General features: G+C 72.0%; 12 protein-coding genes. 5 read left to right on the top strand and 7 right to left on the bottom strand.

What is annotated here, in order from left to right:
- The first annotated feature begins 57 nt into the window (after positions 1 to 57).
- Positions 58 to 513: a GNAT family N-acetyltransferase gene (locus ACLQ29_RS03945; protein ID WP_425770251.1), complete on the top strand. Its 456-nt coding sequence runs from the start codon at positions 58 to 60 to the stop codon at positions 511 to 513.
- Here ACLQ29_RS03945 and ACLQ29_RS03940 read toward each other — a convergent pair.
- On the bottom strand, positions 510 to 2,207 hold the full coding sequence (locus ACLQ29_RS03940; RefSeq protein WP_425770250.1) for an FAD-dependent oxidoreductase: 1,698 nt from the start codon (positions 2,205 to 2,207) through the stop codon (positions 510 to 512). The genes ACLQ29_RS03945 and ACLQ29_RS03940 overlap by 4 nt on opposite strands.
- 145 nt (positions 2,208 to 2,352) lie before the next feature.
- On the opposite strand from ACLQ29_RS03940, the gene ACLQ29_RS03935 reads away from it, so the two are divergent.
- Complete coding sequence (locus ACLQ29_RS03935) at positions 2,353 to 3,471, top strand: LCP family protein (RefSeq protein ID WP_425770249.1); 1,119 nt, start codon at positions 2,353 to 2,355, stop codon at positions 3,469 to 3,471.
- 6 nt (positions 3,472 to 3,477) lie between these two features.
- Here ACLQ29_RS03935 and ACLQ29_RS03930 read toward each other — a convergent pair whose 3' ends face one another.
- From ACLQ29_RS03930 to guaB, 4 genes are all read right to left on the bottom strand, one after another.
- The gene (locus ACLQ29_RS03930) at positions 3,478 to 4,932 is read right to left on the bottom strand and encodes a M1 family metallopeptidase (protein ID WP_425770248.1); all 1,455 of its coding nucleotides are present in this window, start codon (positions 4,930 to 4,932) and stop codon (positions 3,478 to 3,480) included.
- A gap of 98 nt (positions 4,933 to 5,030) precedes the next feature.
- Positions 5,031 to 6,446: a M1 family metallopeptidase gene (locus ACLQ29_RS03925; RefSeq protein ID WP_425770247.1), complete on the bottom strand. Its 1,416-nt coding sequence runs from the start codon at positions 6,444 to 6,446 to the stop codon at positions 5,031 to 5,033.
- A 151-nt stretch (positions 6,447 to 6,597) separates the two neighbouring features.
- A complete protein-coding gene (locus tag ACLQ29_RS03920; protein WP_425770246.1) occupies positions 6,598 to 7,716 on the bottom strand; it encodes a GuaB3 family IMP dehydrogenase-related protein in 1,119 nt (372 codons plus the stop codon).
- 30 nt (positions 7,717 to 7,746) lie between these two features.
- Positions 7,747 to 9,309: an IMP dehydrogenase gene (guaB, locus tag ACLQ29_RS03915; protein ID WP_425770245.1), complete on the bottom strand. Its 1,563-nt coding sequence runs from the start codon at positions 9,307 to 9,309 to the stop codon at positions 7,747 to 7,749.
- Positions 9,310 to 9,494: 185 nt separating this feature from the next.
- On the opposite strand from guaB, the gene ACLQ29_RS03910 reads away from it, so the two are divergent.
- A complete protein-coding gene (locus tag ACLQ29_RS03910; protein WP_393372409.1) occupies positions 9,495 to 9,914 on the top strand; it encodes a DUF5319 domain-containing protein in 420 nt (139 codons plus the stop codon).
- Between the two features lie 32 nt (positions 9,915 to 9,946).
- Here the strand turns inward: ACLQ29_RS03910 and ACLQ29_RS03905 are convergent, their stop codons facing one another.
- Positions 9,947 to 10,765, bottom strand: a complete 819-nt coding sequence (locus ACLQ29_RS03905; RefSeq protein ID WP_425770244.1) for a response regulator transcription factor — start codon at positions 10,763 to 10,765, stop codon at positions 9,947 to 9,949.
- A 253-nt stretch (positions 10,766 to 11,018) separates the two neighbouring features.
- On the opposite strand from ACLQ29_RS03905, the gene ACLQ29_RS03900 reads away from it, so the two are divergent.
- Together ACLQ29_RS03900 and ACLQ29_RS03895 are read left to right on the top strand one after the other, a co-directional pair.
- The gene (locus tag ACLQ29_RS03900) at positions 11,019 to 11,402 is read left to right on the top strand and encodes a WhiB family transcriptional regulator (protein WP_425770243.1); all 384 of its coding nucleotides are present in this window, start codon (positions 11,019 to 11,021) and stop codon (positions 11,400 to 11,402) included.
- A gap of 611 nt (positions 11,403 to 12,013) precedes the next feature.
- Positions 12,014 to 12,577 (top strand): hypothetical protein, encoded by a 564-nt coding sequence (locus tag ACLQ29_RS03895; protein ID WP_425770242.1) that lies wholly within the window; start codon positions 12,014 to 12,016, stop codon positions 12,575 to 12,577.
- 274 nt (positions 12,578 to 12,851) lie between these two features.
- Here ACLQ29_RS03895 and ACLQ29_RS03890 read toward each other — a convergent pair whose 3' ends face one another.
- Positions 12,852 to 14,585, bottom strand: a complete 1,734-nt coding sequence (locus tag ACLQ29_RS03890) for a molybdopterin-dependent oxidoreductase (protein WP_425770241.1) — start codon at positions 14,583 to 14,585, stop codon at positions 12,852 to 12,854.
- Positions 14,586 to 14,596 lie beyond the last annotated feature (11 nt).

Raw genomic sequence — 14,596 nt, 5'->3', positions numbered from 1 at the left:
CCGGTCGGGAGGCCACCTAGCCTGTGTCAAAGCCCCTGGCCGGACGGGAGGACGGGTGTGACCGAGGTGACCGTACGGCCCTTCCGGGACACCGACGCCGAGCCGCTGGCCGTGCTCGTCGCCAGGTGCCTTCGGGAGGTCAACAGCCGCGACTACCCGGCCGACCTGATCGAACGGATGTGCGCGCACTTCGACGCGGCCCGCTTCCGCGAACTCGCCGCCGTCCGGGAGGTGTTCGTCGCCGAGCAGGGCGGGCGGGTGGTCGGCACCGTCTCCCGGGACGGCAACAAGGTCTACACGCTGTTCGTCGATCCGGACCGCGCCGGCCGGGGTGTCGGCCGCCAGCTCATGCGCCACATCGAGCGGTTGGCCGGCGCCGACGGCCACGACCACATGGAGACCGGCGCCAGCAGCACCGGGCACGGCTTCTACCACCGACTGGGCTACCACGACGTCCGGGTCAGTGAGACCGTCTTCGGGCTCAACCACATCCTCCGCAAGCCGCTGCCCTAAGGCCGCAGCGCGCCCGGGGCGTCCGCCGGCACCGCCGGGTGGTGCGGGGGTACGGGCGCGAGCCGGCGGTACGGGGAGCCGAGCGCCGGGCGGGGATCCTCCTCACCCTTGTTGGGCCAGAAGGACATGGCTCGTTCCGCCTGGGCGGTGATCGTCAACGAGGGGTTCACGCCGAGGTTGGCCGAGACCGCCGCGCCGTCGACTACGTGCAGCCCCGGGTGCCCGTACACCCGGTGCCAGGGGTCGATCACCCCGTCGGCCGGCGTCGCACCGATCACCGCCCCGCCCAGGATGTGCGCGGTCACCGGGATGTCGAACGGCTCGGTGAGCGCGCCGCCGGCGGTGCCACCGATCTCCTCGGCGAGCAGCCGGACCGCTGTGTTGCCGGCGGGGATCCAGGTCGGGCTGGGCGTGCCGTGGCCGGGGCCGGTGACCAGCCTGCGGCCGAACGCCCCGCGCCGCCACCGGGTGGTCAGCGAGTTGTCCACCGACTGCATCACCAGGGCGATCACCGTCCGTTCCGACCAGCCGCGCACCGGCAGCAACCGGGCCACCAGCCGCGGTTGCCGCACGATGCCACCCAGCCAGCGCCGCAACCGGTGCGGGCCGCCGTCGACGAGCAGTGTCTGGAGCAGTCCCATCGCGTTGGAGCCGCGCCCGTAGCGGACCGGCTCGACGTGGGTCTGCGGGTCGGGGTGGAACGAGCTGGTGATGGCCACCCCCTCGGTGTAGTCCAGGCGCTCGGAGCGGGCCCGTCGGCGGGACACCGAGGCACCGAGGATCGCCTCGGAGTTGGTCCGGGTCAGCTCGCCGAGGCGGGACGACAGCTTGGGTAGCACGTCCTCGGCCCTCATCGCGTGCAGCAGCCGTTGGGTGCCGAGCGCCCCGGCGGCGAACACCACCTGGTCGGCGTGGATCACCTGCCGCCGTTTGCGCAGCCAGGCGCCCGTGCGCTCGGTGCGCACCTCGTACCCGCCGCCGGTCGCCGGTCGGACGGCGGTCACCGTGGTCAGCGCAAGCACCGTGGCGCCCTGCCGTTCGGCCAGCCAGAGGTAGTTCTTGACAAGCGTGTTCTTCGCCCCGTGCCGGCAGCCGGTCATGCACGAACCGCAGTGCAGGCAGCCGGTGCGCTCCGGGCCGGCGCCCCCGAAGTACGGGTCGGCGACCCGCTGGCCGGGACGGCCGATGTGCACGCCCACCGGCGTGGCGTGGAAGGTGTGCCCCACCCCCATCCGCTCGGCCACCGCCCGCATGGCCCGGTCCGCGCCGGTGTCCAGGGGGTACGTGGTGACGCCGAGCATCCGCTTCGCCTGGTCGAAGTGGCCGGCCAGCTCGGCACGCCAGTCGGTGATGTCCCGCCACTGCGGGTCGGCGTAGAAGGCCGGCAGCGGCTCGTAGAGGGTGTTCGCGTAGACGAGTGAGCCGCCACCCACTCCGGCCCCGGAGAGCACCAGCACCCCACCACCTGACCGCCGTTCGGCGGGGCGGAGCAGGGTGAGCCGTTGAATGCCGTAGCAGCCCAGTTTCGGCGCCCACAGGAACCGGCGGACCCGCCAGGACGTCCGCGGGAACTCGTCGTCGGCGAAGCGCCGGCCAGCTTCCAGCACGGCGACGGAGTAGCCCTTCTCGGCCAGCCGGAGCGCGGTGACACTGCCACCGAAGCCGGACCCGATGACGACCACGTCGTACCGCATGGACGCATCATTACTCGCGAGTAGCGCTCGCGCCAGCGGCGGTTTTCGCGCGATCATGCTCCGGCCGACCGACCCGGCGCGTTCCGGCCGCAACCCGGGGTACCCGTCGGAGCGTTGAACACCTGACGGGTGGAAGGAATCCAAGATGATCCTCGGGTCGATGGCGCCACGCCGACGGTGGTTGCTGCTGGGGTTGGCGGCCCTCGCCGCCGTCGCGCTCATCGCGGCCGGCACGGTGGTGATCACCCGGCTGACCGGCGACAGCAAGCCGGGCGGCGCTCCGGTCGCCGGCTCGCCCACGCCGTCGCCGGTCGCGACGCCCACCCCGAGCCCCAGCGGTCCGCCACCGGGTGCGGACATCACCGGCCCGCTCAACCTGCTGCTCGTCGGTGTGGACACCCGGGTCAGCGTCCCCGGGTGGGAGCCGCACGCGGACGCGGTGCTCGTGCTGCACGTACCCGAGGGGTTGGGTCAGGCGTACCTCTTCTCGCTCCCCCGCGACCTGCTCGTCGACATCCCCGCGTTCCCGAAGGCCGGCTACAAGGGCGGCAAGACCAAGCTCACCCACGCGATGAGCTTCGGCAGCCGGGTGCCGGGCAAACCCAAACAACCAAGCACCGCCCAGGGGTACGAGCTGCTGCGCAGCACGGTCAGCGGATACACCGGGCTGCGCATCGACGACGGCGCGGTGCTCACGTTCAACGGATTCGACCGGCTGGTCAACGCGCTGGGCGGGGTGGACATCTACGTCGACCAGCGGGTCGAGTCGCGCCACCGGCGGCCGGACGGCAAATACCGGGAGACCGCGCCCGGCGGCTACACCGGGCCGCAGCAGGTCTACGAGAAGGGCAACCAGCACCTCAACGGCTGGCAGGCACTCGACTACGCGCGGCAGCGCTACATCACCGGCGGCGACTACGCCCGGCAGCGGCACCAGCAGCAGCTCGTCAAGGCGCTGACCCGCAAGATCCTGGACGAGGGCCTGGCCCGGCAACCGGAGCGGGTCGACCAGGTGGTCGCCGCCCTCGGCGACACCCTCGTGTACGTGGGTGGACGTCGGATCGTGGACATCGCGTACGCCGTGAGTGGGGTGCCGGAGAACCGCTTCACGCTTGTCGGCCTGCCCGGTTCCGGTGTCGGCAAGGGCAGCGCCTACCGCGGTGAACAGCTCACCACCGTCGGCCGGAAGTTCATCAGCGAACTCCGTGCCGGCCGCGCCGACGCCTACCTCGCCGCGAACCCCACCCTGGTCGTCCGGAACTGACCCCGGTCAGAGCCGCTTGGGCAGGGCCGGCTTCGTGGTGCCGTAGAGCCAGGCGGCGAACACCGCGTCGAGCTGCTTGCCGGAGACGCGTTCGGCGAGCGCCACGAACTCGGCAGTGGTGGCGGTGCCGTTGCGCTTCTCCGCCGCCCAGGTCTTGACGATCTCGAAGAACGCCTTGTCCCCGACGGACACCCGCAGGGCGTGCAGCGTCATCGCGCCACGCTGGTAGACCGACTCGCTGAACAGCTCCTTCGCCCCCGGCTTGCCCGGCGGCGTCTTCCACACCTTCGCCGATGCCCCGACGTACCGGCTGTCGAACTCCTCCTTGGCCGTGGACTTCCTGGTGTGCTCGGCCCAGAGCCACTCCGCGTACGTCGCGAAGCCCTCGTTGAGCCAGATGTCCTCCCAGGTGCCCAGGGAGACGCTGTCCCCGAACCACTGGTGCGCCAGCTCGTGGGCAACCACCTCGGTGTTCACACCGCTCGCGAAGAATCCCGCCGAGTAGACCGGACGGCTCTGCGTCTCCAGCGCGTAGGAGATCCGGTTGTCCGCGATCACCACACCGCCGTACGCGTCGAACGGGTACGGCCCGAACAGCGTCTCCAGGTAGTCGGCGACCTTCGTGGTCTCGGCGATCGACGAATCCGCGGAGCCGTTCGCCGCGATCGCGACCGCGCTGTAGACCGGCTTGTCCCGGTGCGTGGCCGTGGTGATCCGGAACTCGCCGATCACGAGCGTGCTCAGGTAGCTGACCATCGGCGACTTCTCCGACCACTTCCAGGTGGTCCACCCGGCCGTGCTGGCCTTGCCGCCGGGAACGCCGTTGCTGACCGCGGTGAGACCGTCGGGGACGGTGATCTCGAAGTCGTACGCGGCCTTGTCGGACGGGTGGTCGTTGACCGGGAACCAGGTGCTGGCCGACTCGGGCTGCCCCAGCGCGATGGCGCCGTCGGGGGTGTGCAGGAATCCACCCGTACCGAGGGTCTCGTTCCGCAGCGGCTTCGGCACGCCCTCGTAGGCGATCTCGGCGACGAACCCGTTGCCGTTGACCAGGCCGGAGGCGGGCTTGATCACCAGCTCGTTCCGCTCCCGGCGGTGCGTCGCCGGCGCACCGTTCACGGTGACCGCGGTGACGGTGAGGCCGGCGAGGTCGAGGTTGAACGTCGACAGGTCCGCCGTCGCGGTGGCCTGCACGCTTGTCGTACCTGTCAGTCGGTCCTTCGCCGGGTCGTAGCGCACCTTGACCACGTACCGCGCCACGTCGTAGCCGCCGTTGCCGTAGCTCGGGAAGTAGGCGTCGCCGGCCCCTGGCGCGCCCGCGGTGAACGTCCGCGACGGCGACGGCGACGCGCTCGGCGACGGCACGGCCTCGGGGCCGGTCGAGTCGCACCCGGACAGTACGAGTGCCCCGGTCGCCAGCAGAGCCGCGCCCCTGCGCAGTCCGCGCCGCGTCACCCGCATCCCACACCCTCCCCGTGACGGCCTACGCCGCTCCCCGCGAGCGGGCCTGTCCCCGCCGTCCCCGGGCGGCAGCATATCGACAGGCCATCGCGGCCCCGTCACGGCAGTGTGGGCGCTGAACCACCCACCAACCAGGAGTCGAAGAGCGGTCGGAGCTGCCGCCCCGCCACCCGCTCGGCAAGCGCGACGAGGTCCGCGGTGGTCGCGTTGGCCGCCGCCCGCTCGGTGGTCCAGGTCCGCAGGATGCGGAAGAACACCTCGTCACCGACGGTCCGGCGCAACGCGTGCACGGCCAGCGCCCCGCGCTTGTAGACGGCGGTGCCGAACATCCGCTCCCGGCCCGGCTCGACCGACGGCTGCGACCAGTCGGTCGCCGCGTACTGAAGCTCGAAGTTGCGCTGGGCGGTCCGGCCGCCGTCGTGTTCCTCCCACAGCCACTCCGCGTAGCTGGCGAAGCCCTCGTTCAGCCAGATGTCGCTCCACCTGCCCACCGACACGCTGTCGCCGAACCACTGGTGCGCCAACTCGTGCGCCACAACGCTCGGGTTGGGCCGGTCGCCGGTGAAGAACGCCGGCCCGTAGACCGGGCGGGACTGGGTTTCCAGCGCGTACCCGACCCGGTCGTCGGCGACCACGATCCCGCCGTACGAGTCGAACGGGTACGGGCCGAAGCGACTGGCCAGGAAGTCGGCGATCGCACCGGTGCGGGCCAGGGAGCTGGCCGCGCCGCCGGTCGGGGGCAGGCTCGCCGCCACCGCGGTGACCATCGGCCGGCCCGCGTGCGTGCCGGTCACCACCCGGTAGTCGCCGATCACAAGCGTGGTCAGGTAGCTGGCCATCGGGGTGCGCTCCGACCAGTGCCAGGTGGTCCAGCCGTCGGCGCTGGTCTTCGGCCCGGGCACTCCGTTGCTCAGCGCGGCCAGGCCGTCCGGGACGGTGACCCCCAGGTCGTAGCTGGCCTTGTCCGACGGGTGGTCGTTGACCGGGAACCAGGTGGCGGCCGAGTCGGGTTGGCCGAGCGCGACCGCGCCGTCGGCGGTGTGCAGGAAGCCGCCGCTGCCCAACGACCCGTCCACGACGGCGGTGGGCACGCCCGCGTAGTCGACGGTCACGGTGAACTGCCGGCCACGCGGGAGTCCGTCGCGCGGGGTCACCACCAACTCGCCGTCGTCGCGGCGGTGGTCGGCCCGCGCGTCGCCCACCCGGACCGCGCTCACGGCCAGGCCGGCCAGGTCCAGATTGAACCGGGACAGGTCCTGGGTGGCCGTGGCGGTGATGACGGCTCGACCGGTCAGCCGATCGGTCGACGGGTCGTAGCGGACGTCCAGGCCGTAGTGGGTGACGTCGTAGCCGCCGTTGCCGCGCCCCGGTACGTACGGGTCACCGGCGTCGGCCGCGCCGGGCCGGAACCCGTCCCGGTGCTCGCCCGTACAACCGGCCAACACCAGCCCGATGACGCAGGTCAGCGCGGTGGCCAGCCGGGTGCCGGCGCGCGTCCGTCCGGTCCGGACCATGCAGACTCCTCACGCGCGGGGTCCCGAGTCAGGACGAGCGTAGCCAGCGGGGCCGGCCCTGCGGCCGGCCTTTGTTGGATTCCCGGCGCAACGCACCGAAGGCCGACCCCGCACCGCGCGGGGCCGGCCCTTCCGGCGTCTGACGGATCGGTCAGCGGTCGAGGACCAGGCCGACCTTCTGGAACTCCTTCAGGTCGCGGTAACCGCACTTGGCCATCGCCCGACGCAACCCACCGAACAGGTTGAGCTGGCCGTCGGCCTCGTCCGCCGGACCGAAGAGCAGCTCCTCCATCGACCCGAGCGGGTCACCGGCCACCTCGAACGCGCCCCGGGGCAGCGACGGGTGGCTCGCCGCCGAGTGCCACCAGGCGCCACCGGCGGGCGCCTCCTCGCAGAGCGACAGCGGCTCACCGAGCATCACCGCGTCCGCGCCGCAGCCGAGCGCCTTGGCGATGTCGCCGGACGTCTGGATGTCACCGTCGGCGATCAGGTGCACGTACCGGCCGCCGGTCTCGTCGAGATAGTCGCGACGGGCCGCCGCGGCGTCGGCGATCGCGGAGGCCATCGGCACCCGGATGCCGAGCACCGACTCGGTCGTCGACCACTCGTCGCCACCGATGCCCACGATCACCCCGGCCGCGCCGGTACGCATCAGGTGCAGAGCCGTCTTGTAGTCCGTGCAGCCGCCGACGATCACCGGTAGGTCGAGGTCGGCGATGAACTCCTTGAGGTTCAGCGGCTCGTCGGTGGTCGACACGTGCTCGGCCGACACGATGGTGCCCTGGATGACCAGGATGTCCACCCCGGCGTCCAGGATCACCGGCGCCAGCGCCAGGGTGTGCTGCGGGGAGACCCGCACCGCCACCGTGCTGCCGCCGGCCCGCAGCTCGCGCACCCGCTCGGCGATCAGGTCCGGGCGGATCGGCTCCGCGTACACCTCCTGGAGCCGCTTGGTGGCGCGGGCCTCCTCGTCGAGGCCGGCCAGCTCGTCCAGCACCTTCGTCGGGTTCTCGTAGCGGGTCCACAGACCCTCGACGTTGAGCACGCCGAGACCGCCGAGCTGACCGAGCCGCACCGCCGACGACGGGCTCATGGTGGCGTCGGAGGGGTGGCCGACACACGGAATGCCGAACGGGTACGCGTCGAGCTGCCAGGAGGTCGACACGTCGTCGACGTCCCGGGTGCGGCGGCTCGGCACGATGGCGATGTCGTCCAGGTGGTAGCCGCGCTGCGCGGTCTTGCCCAGCCCGATCTCGACCACGTCACGCATGGGGGACTCCAGGTGGTTGGGGGTGTTGGATCAGCGGGTGTGGTAGTTGGGCGCCTCGACGGTCATCTGGATGTCGTGCGGGTGGCTCTCCTTCAGCCCGGCCGCGGTGATCCGGATGAGCTGGCCCCGGCGGTGCAGATCGGGGATGTTCTCCGCACCGGCGTATCCCATGGCAAGTCGCAACCCGCCGACCAACTGGTGCGCCACCCGGGAGAGCGGCCCCCGGTAGGGCACCTGGCCTTCCACGCCCTCCGGGACCAGCTTGTCGTCGCTGAGCACGTCCTGCTGGAAGTAGCGGTCCTTGCTGTACGACTTGGCCTGGCCCCGGGACTGCATCGCGCCGAGCGACCCCATCCCGCGGTACGTCTTGAACTGCTTGCCGTTGACGAAGATCAGCTCGCCGGGGCTCTCCTCGCAGCCGGCCAGCAGGCTGCCGAGCATCACCGTGTCGGCGCCGGCCACCAGGGCCTTGGCGATGTCGCCGGAATACTGGATGCCACCGTCGCCGATCACCGGCACGCCGGCCGGACGGGCGGCCCGAGCCGCCTCCATGATCGCGGTAACCTGCGGCACGCCGACCCCGGCGACGATCCGGGTGGTGCAGATCGCGCCCGGTCCCACGCCCACCTTGACGCCGTCGGCACCGGCGTCGACGAGCGCCTTCGCGCCCGCGTACGTGGCCACGTTGCCGCCCATGACGTCGACCGCGACGTCGGCCTTGAGCCGGCGGACCATGTCCAGCACGGCCCGCTGGTGACCGTGCGCGGTGTCCACGATCAGCACGTCGACGCCCGCGTCGACGAGGGCGCGGGCCCGCTTGTACGCGTCCTCACCCACACCGATGGCGGCGGCGACCCGGAGGCGGCCGGCGTCGTCCTTGCTGGCGTCCGGGTACTGCTCGCTCTTGGTGAAGTCCTTGACGGTGATCAGGCCACGCAGCCGGCCCGAGTCGTCGACGATCGGCAGCTTCTCGACCTTGTGCTGGCGCAGCAGCGCCAGAGCGTCGTCCTTGCTCACGCCGACCCGGGCGGTGATCAGCGGGGTGTGGGTCATGATCTCGCGGACCGGAGTGTTCGGCTCCGAGACGAACCGCATGTCCCGGTTGGTGACGATGCCGACCAACTGACCGTCGCCGTCGACCACCGGAACGCCGGAGATGCGGTAACGCCCGCACAGCTCGTCGACCTCGCGCAGGGTGTCGTCCGGGCTTGCGGTCACCGGGTTGGTGATCATGCCGGACTCGGACCGCTTGACCAGGTCGACCTGGAGCGCCTGGTCCTCCAGGGAGAGGTTGCGGTGCAACACGCCGATGCCGCCCTGACGGGCCATGGCGATCGCCATCCGGGCCTCGGTCACCGTGTCCATCGCGCTGGACAGCAGCGGAATGGACAGCTCGATGTTGCGGGTGAGCTTCGTCCGGGTGTTGACCCGGCTGGGCACCACGTCCGACTCGCCCGGCTGCAACAGCACGTCGTCGAAGGTGAGGCCGAGCGGAACCACCCGCGCAGAGCCGGCCGGCAGCTCGGGCAGGTGGCCGCCCAGGTCGGCGTGCTCGACGCCGGCCGGAAGATCGGTGCTGGGCGAATTTTCCACGATTGCTCCCCTGAGCTGCTCGGATGGGCTTCAGCGAGGTGGCGCGGGCGGGCACCGGAGCGCGCCACGGTGCCGGCACGTCGCCTCATCGTACCCAGTGAGCTGGGCGACCCGTCCGTGGCAGGCCGGGCCGGTGCAAGGCCGGGGGGCGGACGTTCGCGCCGCGTTGGGTCTACGGTGAGGGGGTGCACGACGAGCCCATCGACCCGTTCAACGGCGACCCGGCCGATCCGACCGCGGGTCTGGATGACCCGGGCGATGACGCGACGCCGGATCCGCTGACCGACGTCGAGCGGCAGGATGTGCTGGAAGACCTCGCCGACCTGGAGATATACCAGGCTCTGCTGGCCCCGATCGGGGTTCGCGGCCTGGTGATCGAATGCGAGGACTGCCGAGAGCCGCACTACTTCGACTGGGACCTGCTCCGCGGCAACCTCCGGCACCTGCTCAACTCCGGTCGGCCGCGGGTGCACGAGCCCGCGTACGACCCCGACCCGGATCACTACGTGACCTGGGACTACGCCCGGGGGTACGCCGACGGGGTGCACGACACCCTGACCGAGGGCACCGACGACGAGCCGGGCACCCCCACCGCCACGGAGTGACCGCGGCGGTCACGGAGTGACCGCGGCCCGCCTCAGGCGACCAGGCCGGCTCGGAAACCCGCTGCCACCGCGTGCGCCCGGTCCCGAGCGCCAAGCTTGCGGAACAACCGGCGGGCGTGCGTCTTGACGGTGTCCTCCGACACGAACAGCTCCCGACCGATCTCCGCGTTGCTCTTGCCCTCGGCCATGCCGAGCAGCACCTGAAGCTCGCGCTCGGTGAGCCCGATCGACGCCCGACTGGGCCGGGCGTTCGGGGCGGGTCGGGCCGGATCGGCCTGGTCCGCCGACGACTCGCCGTTCGCCGCCTCGGCCTCGTCGTCACCCCGCTGCACCGGCACCGACGGCACACCCGCCTGCCCCTCGCCGGGCGTGGCCGCCCAGCCGGGATCGCCGGAACCACGCGGTGACGGCCCCGAGCGACCGGAGCCACCCACTGCCGCGGCGTCCCGGGCGGGATCGGTGATCCGCTGCCGCGACGCCCGTCCGGGGGCGGTGAGCAGCAGCAGCGCCTTCGCCACCGCGCTGGTCAGGTCGTGGTCGACATTCTGGATGAGGCCCCGGGCCCCAGCGCTGATGGTGGCCGCCGCGGCCTCGGACTCCTCGGTGCCGAGCAGCAGCACCGCGGCCTGCGGCGCGCGAGCCAGCACCCGACGGACGAAGCCGGCGCTGTCCGGCCGGGTGAGGGCCGTGTCGGCCAGCACCACGTCAGCCGGTCGCTCGGCGAGCCGCAGCATCACCTCAGGATCGGAGACGGCGGTACGAACGATTGCGGACAACCCCAGCCGCGCGGCAGCAGAAGTAAGGTGCTGGGCCGCGAGTGGTGTCCGAACGCACACAAGAACGGTACGCACTGTGGTCTCCTCTCCGCCAACGAGCAGACCATGGCGGGGTCGGCTGGGGAGGGGGTTCCCGGCAATCCTTCGAACTTTTCCGACAGTTGGTGCAAAAGCCGCAATTTCTAGGACGTTTTCGATCACAGACGTGTGAGCCGTCAACAGTCCGGGTACCGGGAGGTCCAGGCCGGGAACGGTGCGCCTGCGCGGCCCGCCGCCCGGATGCCGGCCACATGGATTCTCGCGGAGCCGCGCGGGAGGAGGGGTGCTGATGTCGAACGTACGTAGACTGCCCGGACCCATCGTCGATCTCTGGGACTGGCAGCGACTCGGTGCCTGCCGGGGCCGGGACAGCACCCAGTTCTTCCACCCCGACGGTGAACGAGGCTCCTCCCGACTGCGTCGCGAATCGGCCGCCAAGGCAGTCTGTCGTGCCTGCCCGGTCCGAGCGGAGTGCGCCGCGCACGCCCTGTCGGTCCGCGAGCCCTACGGCGTCTGGGGCGGCTTCAGCGAGTCGGAGCGACTCCGACTGCTCGCCGTCGGCTGGGAGGACCTGGCCGACCGCCGGCACGCCCGAGTCGACGTCGCACGACTGGAGGCCCGACTGGGCCGCCCACACAAGTCGACGGTCCCGGCCCAACGCCACGTCGCCTGACCCCACACGTCCCGAACCGCGCCTCCGCCCCGGAGGCGCGGTTTCGTGTCGCCTGACCGGCACTGGCTTGATCGACCCCACGCCGAGGCGGGCGGCGACGAGGGACGCGGGGCTTTGTCCGGTCCGGGGCGTTCGGACTCGATGTAGGGCATAGGCTCTGGGCGGTATGCGTCATTTGTCCAGTGACCGGTCGCACCTGCGGGCCGGAATCATGGCCGGGCCGAGGTCGTTACATACCCTGACGATCGCAGCACCGCCTACCGCCCGCCCGACCCGCAGGGGTTGGGACGCTGGTCCCGCAGGTCGGAATGCTGACCCGGGCCCGGTCGTTACAGTCCCCACGAACGACCGCGGGCATCGCCTCGACGAGCGTGCCGGAAGGTGGGCCGCCCCCCGGAATGACCCCGGCCCCCCGGTCGTTACAGCTGGACCCGGCGCCACGGGCCCCCGCTCGTAGGCCGCCGCCCTCGGCGCCACGAGCCTCCGCTCGCAGGTCGCCGACCCCGAAGACTTTCCCCTTGTTTGTGCAGCGCCGGACGAGGTGCTCACACCCGTGCCGCCGACCCCTGTTGTGGTGGCTGGGTGTTCCTACCCCCGAAGGAGCTACCCCCATGAACACGATCATGCGTAAGAGTGTGCTGTCCGTTGCTGGTCTCGCGTTCGCCGGTGGTGTCTTCGCCGGTCCGATCGCCGCCCACGCCGCCACCCCGGTCGACACCAAGCCGGTCGCCGCCGCGGTGCAGAGTGCCGCGCCGAAGCCGCAGGGCGACCAGTCGCACATCAACCTCACCGACGAGAAGACGGCCAACGTCAAGGCGATCATCGCCGCCACGAAGAAGGCTGGCCTGCCCGAGCGCGCCGCGGTCATCTCGATCGCGACGAGTCTGCAGGAGTCGAAGCTGGAGAACCTGGGCCACCTCGGCGACGCCAACGACCACGACTCGCTGGGCCTGTTCCAGCAGCGCCCGTCCAGTGGTTGGGGCAGCCCGGAGCAGATCACCGACCCGGAGTACTCCACCACCGCGTTCCTCAAGGGCCTCAAGCAGGTCGACGGTTGGCAGGACATGCCCCTGACCGACGCCGCGCAGACCGTCCAGGTCTCCGCCTACCCCGACGCCTACGCCCAGTGGGAACAGCAGGCCACCGACCTCGTCAACCAGCACTGGAACAGCTGACCACCGCACCACCGCACCACCGCACCACCAGCACGACACCGACCGCCGGCCGGCGCCCCGCAACTCGGGTGCCGGCCAGCGGCGCTTCCGGGTCTGGCCGGCATGACGGGTGGCGACGCGCCCGCTGCCCGGCACTACCCCCGCCCCAATGCCGACTGCGAGGAGATCCGCGAAGCACGAAGCCCGGGGCACGAAGCCCGGGGCACGAAGCCCGGCGCGCGGGGCACGGCGCGCGGGGCACGGCGCACCGCGCGCGAGGAACGACCCCGGCCGCTCAGCGAACGGTGACGGTGACGGTGTGCCAGCCGGTTGCGCCGTCCGGTGCGACGGCCTGCGTACGCTCGGTCTGGGTTTGGCCGGTCGCGTCCGTCGCACGGACCTGGAGTCGGTGCTCGCCAGGCGTGGCGTCCCAACGCCAGGACCACTGCACCCAGGTGTCCACCGACACGGTCGGGGCAAGCTCCGCCTGCTGCCAGCCTCCGCCGTCGACGCGTACCTCGACCCGGCTGATGCCCCGGTGTTGCGCCCAGGCCACACCGGCGACGGTGACCGAGCCGGCGGTCAGCCGGTTACGTCCCCGGGGCGCGTCGATCCGCGACTGGGTCTTGATCGGCCCCTGGGCGGACCAGCCGCGGGGCACCCAGTACGCGTCGAAGTCGGCGAACCTGGTCAGTTCCAGCTCGGTCACCCACTTGCAGGCTGACACGTAACCGTAGAGGCCGGGCACCACCATCCGGACCGGGAAGCCGTGCTCGACCGGCAGTGGCTCACCGTTCATGCCGACGGCCAGCAGCGCGTCCCGCCCGTCGCGCAGCGCCGCGGTGGGGGTGCCGCAGGTCCAGCCGTCGACCGACCGGCCGACGACCTGGTCGGCATCGTCGTCCGGGTCGACCTCGTCCAGCAACTCCCGAAGGGGTACGCCGAGCCAGCGGGCGTTGCCGATCAGGTCCCCGCCCACCTCGTTGGAGACGCAGGCCAGCGTGACGTACCGCTCGACGAGCGGACGGGCCAGCAGGTCCGCGTAGCTGTAGGTGCGCTCGGTGCCGACCCGCCCGTGGATACGCAGCCGCCAGGTGTCCGGATCCACCTGGGGCACCACCAGCGCGGTGTCGATCCGGTAGAACCCGAAGTTCGGGGTGACGTACGGCGCGAGCTGTGCCACCGCGAGGTCCGCGCCGGCCGGCACGGCCGGTGCGGGGGCGACCGGCGCGGGTAGCCGGATCGCCTCCCGGGCGGCGGACACTCCGCGCCGGCCGGCGAGCCAGCGCCCACCGAGACCGGCCACCACGGCCGTGCCGAGCAACACCCCGCTCCCGGTGAGGAAGCGTCGCCGCGACTCGGGGTCGACTCCCGCAGCCCCATCCGGCTCGTTCGCCGCTACGGATTGCCCGCCCGGCGCCACCGGCACCGGCGGGGCAGGCGGCACCGGACCAACCGGCCCAGCGGGCGACGTCGGCAAGCCCTCGGGCGTCGGCGAGGACGGCTCGGCCCCCGACCCCCGCACCCCGCCCGCAGACGGCGCCGACCCGGCGGACGGCACGGTCGGCGTGGGTGGTGACCAGGGCCAGGGGTTCAGCTCGAACGGGCCGGCGATGAACAACCAGAGCACCAGGGCGCCGAGGCCGGCACCGACGAGCGACGGCAGCGCGTCGGCCGCGTCCGCACCGGGGCGGGTCACGGCGGCGGCCACCCCGATGGCGCCGAACGCGGCGATGCCGGCAAGGCCGAATGCCAGCCGGCGGACCGCCAGCATGCCGAACAGTGCGGCGAACGCTCCCAGCAGCAGGCCGGTGCCGACCAGCAGTGCGATCTTGTCGGCGGTGCCGAAGAGGTCGATGGCGAGTTGCTTCAGCGACTCGGGGACGGCGTCGACGACCACCCCGCCGACCGCGACCAAAGGCGCCGACCGGGGGCCGGTCAGCACTGCCACCGGCTCGGCGATTCCGATCGCGACGGCGGCGGCTGTCACTCCGGCCAGCGCGGCGTAGCGCCGCGACGTGGTGCTCATCGGCCCAGTGT

The sequence above is a fragment of the Micromonospora sp. DT228 genome (assembly GCF_049841595.1).
Lineage (GTDB): Bacteria > Actinomycetota > Actinomycetes > Mycobacteriales > Micromonosporaceae > Micromonospora.
The sequence above is the reverse complement of the archived record's forward strand: the minus strand, read 5'-3'. Positions and strand labels throughout refer to the sequence as shown.

Excerpts from the sequence above, each read along its gene's own strand:
- ACLQ29_RS03925 (WP_425770247.1), bottom strand. The coding sequence starts at position 6,446 with ATGGTCCGGACCGGACGGACGCGCGCCGGCACCCGGCTGGCCACCGCG.
- ACLQ29_RS03940 (WP_425770250.1), bottom strand. The coding sequence starts at position 2,207 with ATGCGGTACGACGTGGTCGTCATCGGGTCCGGCTTCGGTGGCAGTGTC.
- ACLQ29_RS03920 (WP_425770246.1), bottom strand. The coding sequence starts at position 7,716 with ATGCGTGACGTGGTCGAGATCGGGCTGGGCAAGACCGCGCAGCGCGGC.
- ACLQ29_RS03935 (WP_425770249.1), top strand. The coding sequence starts at position 2,353 with ATGATCCTCGGGTCGATGGCGCCACGCCGACGGTGGTTGCTGCTGGGG.
- ACLQ29_RS03895 (WP_425770242.1), top strand. The coding sequence starts at position 12,014 with ATGAACACGATCATGCGTAAGAGTGTGCTGTCCGTTGCTGGTCTCGCG.
- ACLQ29_RS03900 (WP_425770243.1), top strand. The coding sequence starts at position 11,019 with ATGTCGAACGTACGTAGACTGCCCGGACCCATCGTCGATCTCTGGGAC.
- ACLQ29_RS03890 (WP_425770241.1), bottom strand. The coding sequence starts at position 14,585 with ATGAGCACCACGTCGCGGCGCTACGCCGCGCTGGCCGGAGTGACAGCC.
- ACLQ29_RS03930 (WP_425770248.1), bottom strand. The coding sequence starts at position 4,932 with ATGCGGGTGACGCGGCGCGGACTGCGCAGGGGCGCGGCTCTGCTGGCG.